Origin of the sequence: Nostoc sp. (assembly GCF_036917455.1) — a bacterium.
In the GTDB taxonomy this organism is placed as follows: domain Bacteria; phylum Cyanobacteriota; class Cyanobacteriia; order Cyanobacteriales; family Nostocaceae; genus Nostoc.
The window spans coordinates 1-4,912 of record NZ_JBALDK010000149.1 but is presented as its reverse complement, the minus strand read 5'-3'; the positions used below and the strand labels follow the sequence as shown (position 1 = coordinate 4,912).

Genomic DNA, 4,912 nt, shown 5'->3' with positions numbered 1-4,912 from the left:
TCATTGTCAGCAACCACATCACTAAACCCAACATTATCTATAGGAAAATTGGGCGGTGGTGGGATTTCATCTCTACCCAAGCTGCTGAACAAACAAGTGGTGATGATGTTATCTTGATTTTGAAAATTAGTTGCCAAATTGTTGTCTTCTGGTTGGAAAAGATATAAACCAACAATTCGCGGTTGATAAGACTCTATTTTCTTTAATAGCTGATTGATTGTCCGATCTGATAGAGTCCATTTCTCTCGTTTGAGATCGTCGTCAGTGATTTTTACCAACAAAATTCGCTTATCAGGTGCTTGTGCTGGACGCGATCGCAACATCTGATCATAAACTCTTAACTCCCAAGGCTGTAACCATTTGAGTTCACGAACTCCCCAGATTAAGGCCGTGACTCCTACACTTATGACCAAAATAGTTTGCAACCACCCTCTATTAGGAGATGTATCAAAAGGATGCCTACTAGATGAAGTTTTGCTATTGTTAATTAACTCTTGTCTACTTGTAAGTTGCCTACTAAATACTTTAAGAATTGAACTCGAATTTTTATTTACCAATCGGCTAACATCGTTTAGAGAATGCCCTGTTACTCTCTCTGTTGCTTTAATAATTTCTTCAGGAACGAGTAAATTTATTCCAGCTACCTGGATTTTATTTTGATAAATATCAACTCTTGTAAACTGAGTTACTGCACTTTCTAAATTACCACGAATAAAGTTTACAATTCCACGGGTATATATTAATAATGGTTCAAATTCTGCTAGTGGTTCGGCAACTGTTTCTACTAATGAGGCTAATCGTAATACTTCTGCTTTGTCTTGATTTTGATCCAATTTTGATAAAGTCAATGCTAGTTCGTGAGCTGCTTCACTAGGAAGTACATAAGCTAATGCAGTCCATCGTTGAGCTTGGGCAAGGTCTTGAATATCAGGATCATCGTTACGAAGTTGTGGGTGGATGTAATCAAGTAGAAAGTTAGCAAGTTCATCAAGTCGCTGTTTACCAAAACTTGGGTCTTCCTTCAAAGATTTAAGCAGTTCCTTTCGTATTGGTAAATCCATCTCGTAGAGTTCATGCCCAACTTCATCGCATAGGCTAGAAAGCAGCAGATCCGCTACACCTACCCAAGGAATATTTAGCACTTGACCATGAATATCTCGTTGGAAATTAGCCCACAAACGATATAACAAATCGGGTGTGAGCGCTAAGGGAAAAGCCCCATGATAAGCCAAATATAGATGCGCTTTTCCGAAACGTTTTTTAAAAGACTCAATGCGTCGGTTAGCCACTTCAGGTTTGATTTTACTCATTTTATCCGCTCCTGAAAATTTGGAGAGCGTCCGCGCAAGACATCAATTGCGTCCTGCATACCTCGGCGGTTGACTTCATACATCGGGATTAGATGGGCAATTTCTCCAGCTGTAGTGCCAAGCCAACGTGATCGCGGCATTGGATTTAGCCATACAATATGGCGAACATATTGCTTGAGTTGTTTCACGAATACCCCAGTTAAATCAATACGTTCTGGATTAAAACCACCACGAGCCGCACCTGCATCACTAAAGATAAGTACAACAGTTCGTTCTTGACGCAATTGGGTTAAAGCATTTTCAATCAGTTCAGCTTGTTGATGATTAGGGTCTTGGTAAAGATATTCTACTGGACAGTTATGAAAGTAATAGATATTGGATCTTCCTAAGCGTCCTCCCCGAAGAGCAGTTTCTACCAAGCGTTGTGATAGAGAATGAAACGGCACCATCGAACCATCTTGGTCAATAAGTAACAATAATTCAGTTCGGTTCACCCGACGCGGTACAATTACAGGTTCTAGAAAAGTACCTTGATGTCCAATTTGTTTGATTGTTGCTTCCATATCCAACTCAGTTGTCACTCCTTCCCGGATCATCCGTCGCAAGTAACGCCACAGCTGCTTCATCTGCCGTTGAGTGACAGGTAGGTAGTCGAAAGAAAGAATAAACTGATTGTAAGAAGTTTGGTCGTTCCTGCTGCTTGCTTGCAAAACTGTCTGGGCTACTTGCACTTCATCTTCAATTACTTGAGTCAAACTTGAAGAAATATCTGAAGTGGGTGTGTCTGTAGTTGCTTGGAGAAGGGAGTTATCATCATTGGTTGTTTGTTTAGATAGTCGCTGAGTCAGCCATCTAATAATTGTATATATAACAGTTAAGACAGATACAGAAGCTAACCCTATTCCAACTACTTGAAAACCGAGAGTTATAAATGAGGCGATCGCTTTCCAATTATTCTCATTCTGGGTTTGATTCGTCTGCGGTGCTGTAGTCGCAGTAGGACTAGTTTTTGGAGTTGGAGTTGGATTAATTAATCCGGGTGTCTGAGATAGAGTGGGCTGAGGTTTGGTAGTCTGATTTTGATTTCTGCTTGTTATCCCCCAAATAATTCCAGCTCCTATAATGCAAGCTCCAGCTAATGCTAGATAGCGAGTTATTTGAGAAAGCTGACGCTGCCGAGTTGTCATAGTCGATGTTGGCAAAGTTGCCAAGACACCGTTACTGCTCATCACTTGCTCAAAATTATATTCAAATAATTGCAACTCCTCAGCAGATTTGATCCATAAAGTCTGGCAAAGACGTTTCAAAGCAGCTTGGTCATTAATCCCAAAACCAGCTTGTATAGCTTGTAAAACTAACTGATACTCATCAATACCTAGTGGTAAGCCAGCTTCACGCAGTTTAGTAAAAAGTTCTAGTAAAGGTAAATCATTCACTTCCACGGCTCTTTCTCAAATAACGGATATGGTCATCCCAACTTTTTAGCAACACGCTAGCATAAGGTATCTTGCCATCCAATTTTGCCAGAGCATCATCTTGAGGATATCGACGCAGGACGCGGAACCAGTCAATTAATTCGCTGGTGCTAACTTTCTTGCCAGCCTCACCTTTATCTTTTTGCATTTCTTCCCGCAGCAGGAAGAAGCGAACTATTGCTTTATCTACCAAAGCTTGGGGTGAAGCAGGAAACAGAGCGTTAACAATCTGTATCAACCGCTCACGACTAGGAAATTCAACATAGTGAAACAAGCACCGACGCAAAAAGGCATCTGGCAAATCTTTCTCATCGTTGCTGGTGATTAAAACAATTGGTGCTGCCTTTGCTTCAATTTCCTGACCTGTTTCCTCAACAATAAACCGCCGCTCATCTAATTCCAGCAGCAGATCGTTAGGAAAGTCAATATCAGCTTTATCAATTTCGTCAATCAGTACGACAGTGCGATTTTCTTGCTGAAATGATCTTCCCAGAGGGCCCCAGCGTACATAGGTAGCTGGGTCATCAATTCGCTGAATTTGTTCTGCTGTCAGCCGATTGGAAGCCGCTAGCTGGGCATCCCGCAAACGTCCAACCGCATCGTAGTTATACAAGCCATCCCTTGCCCGACTAGTGGATTTGACATACCAAGCTTCCAAGTTCAAACCTAGCTCGTAAGCAACTGCACTTGCAAGTTGAGTCTTACCGCATCCCGGTTCACCTTTCACGAGTAAAGGACGTTCCAAGTAAATCGCTAAGTTGACTGCTTCTACCAGTTCAGGATTAGGCAAATAGGGATATAATAACTGTCCATTTGCCCCCCTTTCTCCTAGTTGGGGCTGCACTTTACCTGTATATTGCAAGAGTTTTCCGCCTACAGCCTTAACCATTTTTCCTCTTCGTCATACCAATTACAGCCAGACAGGTGACAAATTTCGCCCAATGCGGGTTCTGGAATGCCATTATCACTGTTTTTCAGTATTGTTTTTACTGTTTCATCTAGCCGATCTATCAGTTTAGTAGGCAATTCATCTGCTGCATACTCTAGCCAGTTAGTCAGTTCATCGTCAGAAAATTGGTTAATCTGAGGCAGTTTCACAGGGTTATCTGGCTTCCAAGTAGAGTCGAGTCGTTCTACAAAAGGAATATTCCAACTACCTACGCAGCCATCATAATCTACCAGGAACATTAATAATTTGAATTGACTCGCTTGCGGGCTAGCTGTCTTAACTTTAGTTGCTAATATTAACCAGAAATCTTGGATCATATCGTGCAAACAAGTTTCCAAAAGACAGTCGACATCGTATAAAATTAGCAGAACATTCTGAGTTAGCCACCATTGATAAACTCGTTCGGCAATTTCAGGAATCGAGCTTTGCCTACCCAGACCAACTCTACCCGCAAGTTCACGCCACAAAGCAGTAATGTCACTCCTCCGAGCAATGCGACTGAGTTCAATTCGCACAATCTTTCCCATCATAATATTGGGAACATTTTGTACCACTAGCCGATTCAACAACCAGCGTTGACCATAGTAAAGTGAACCGTGGATTAGAAAGGCTGCTACTGAATGTGTCTCTATAAATCTCCGAAATGAGCGCGTCTGCTCTCGATAGCCCAATTTCAACAAAGCACGATACACTTTTCCACTAGATAAAGCTCGTTCTAGCTCGTCAAGCTGTTGAGCTAATTCGTTTAGTTCAGCTTCAGTTTGTTCAATTTGCTTTTCTAATTGGAAGCGGATGAGAGTATCTGCTGCGATCGCATAATCACAACGTAACCGTATTAGCTTCTTGGCTACTAAGTCATACGGTTCTTGTAAACCCTGGCGTTTGTATTGTAGGTGCTGCTCAGTGGACATCCAGTTACTTTTTGAGCCAAAAATGTTGTCTCAATACTCCAGATTAGCAAGGTGAAATTCAGTTAATTACATTCTGTTTCAATAGGTTAAATAGCTAAAACATCATTCTTACGCTATAATATATGACTTATACAATTTTTTATTTTAGAAATATACCAGTTAACAGACTTAGTATAGGACTCATATCTAATTTTTAAACAAGATTTCACATAAAACCCTAATAAAACGGGTTCTTCAGTATGTATTATGCTGGAATTTTAATTAAAA

General features: G+C 40.9%; 4 protein-coding genes. All 4 read right to left on the bottom strand.

Annotated elements, in window-relative coordinates; translation table 11 throughout:
- The coding region (locus V7K42_RS16005) for a CHASE2 domain-containing protein (protein WP_334917700.1) at nucleotides 1-1,310 on the bottom strand (1,310 nt) is incomplete at its 3' end.
- The gene (locus V7K42_RS16000; RefSeq protein ID WP_334917698.1) at nucleotides 1,307-2,752 is read right to left on the bottom strand and encodes a VWA domain-containing protein; all 1,446 of its coding nucleotides are present in this window, start codon (nucleotides 2,750-2,752) and stop codon (nucleotides 1,307-1,309) included. The genes V7K42_RS16005 and V7K42_RS16000, both read right to left, overlap by 4 nt.
- Nucleotides 2,739-3,674 (bottom strand): AAA family ATPase, encoded by a 936-nt coding sequence (locus V7K42_RS15995; protein ID WP_334917696.1) that lies wholly within the window; start codon nucleotides 3,672-3,674, stop codon nucleotides 2,739-2,741. The genes V7K42_RS16000 and V7K42_RS15995 overlap by 14 nt, the downstream gene beginning before the upstream one ends.
- A complete protein-coding gene (locus tag V7K42_RS15990) occupies nucleotides 3,659-4,645 on the bottom strand; it encodes a hypothetical protein (RefSeq protein WP_334917694.1) in 987 nt (328 codons plus the stop codon). The genes V7K42_RS15995 and V7K42_RS15990 overlap by 16 nt, the downstream gene beginning before the upstream one ends.
- Between the last annotated feature and the right edge of the window lie 267 nt (nucleotides 4,646-4,912).

What these genes read in the sequence shown, in the direction of transcription:
- V7K42_RS15990 (WP_334917694.1), bottom strand. Translation starts at nt 4,645, where the DNA reads ATGTCCACTGAGCAGCACCTACAATACAAACGCCAGGGTTTACAAGAA.
- V7K42_RS15995 (WP_334917696.1), bottom strand. Translation starts at nt 3,674, where the DNA reads ATGGTTAAGGCTGTAGGCGGAAAACTCTTGCAATATACAGGTAAAGTG.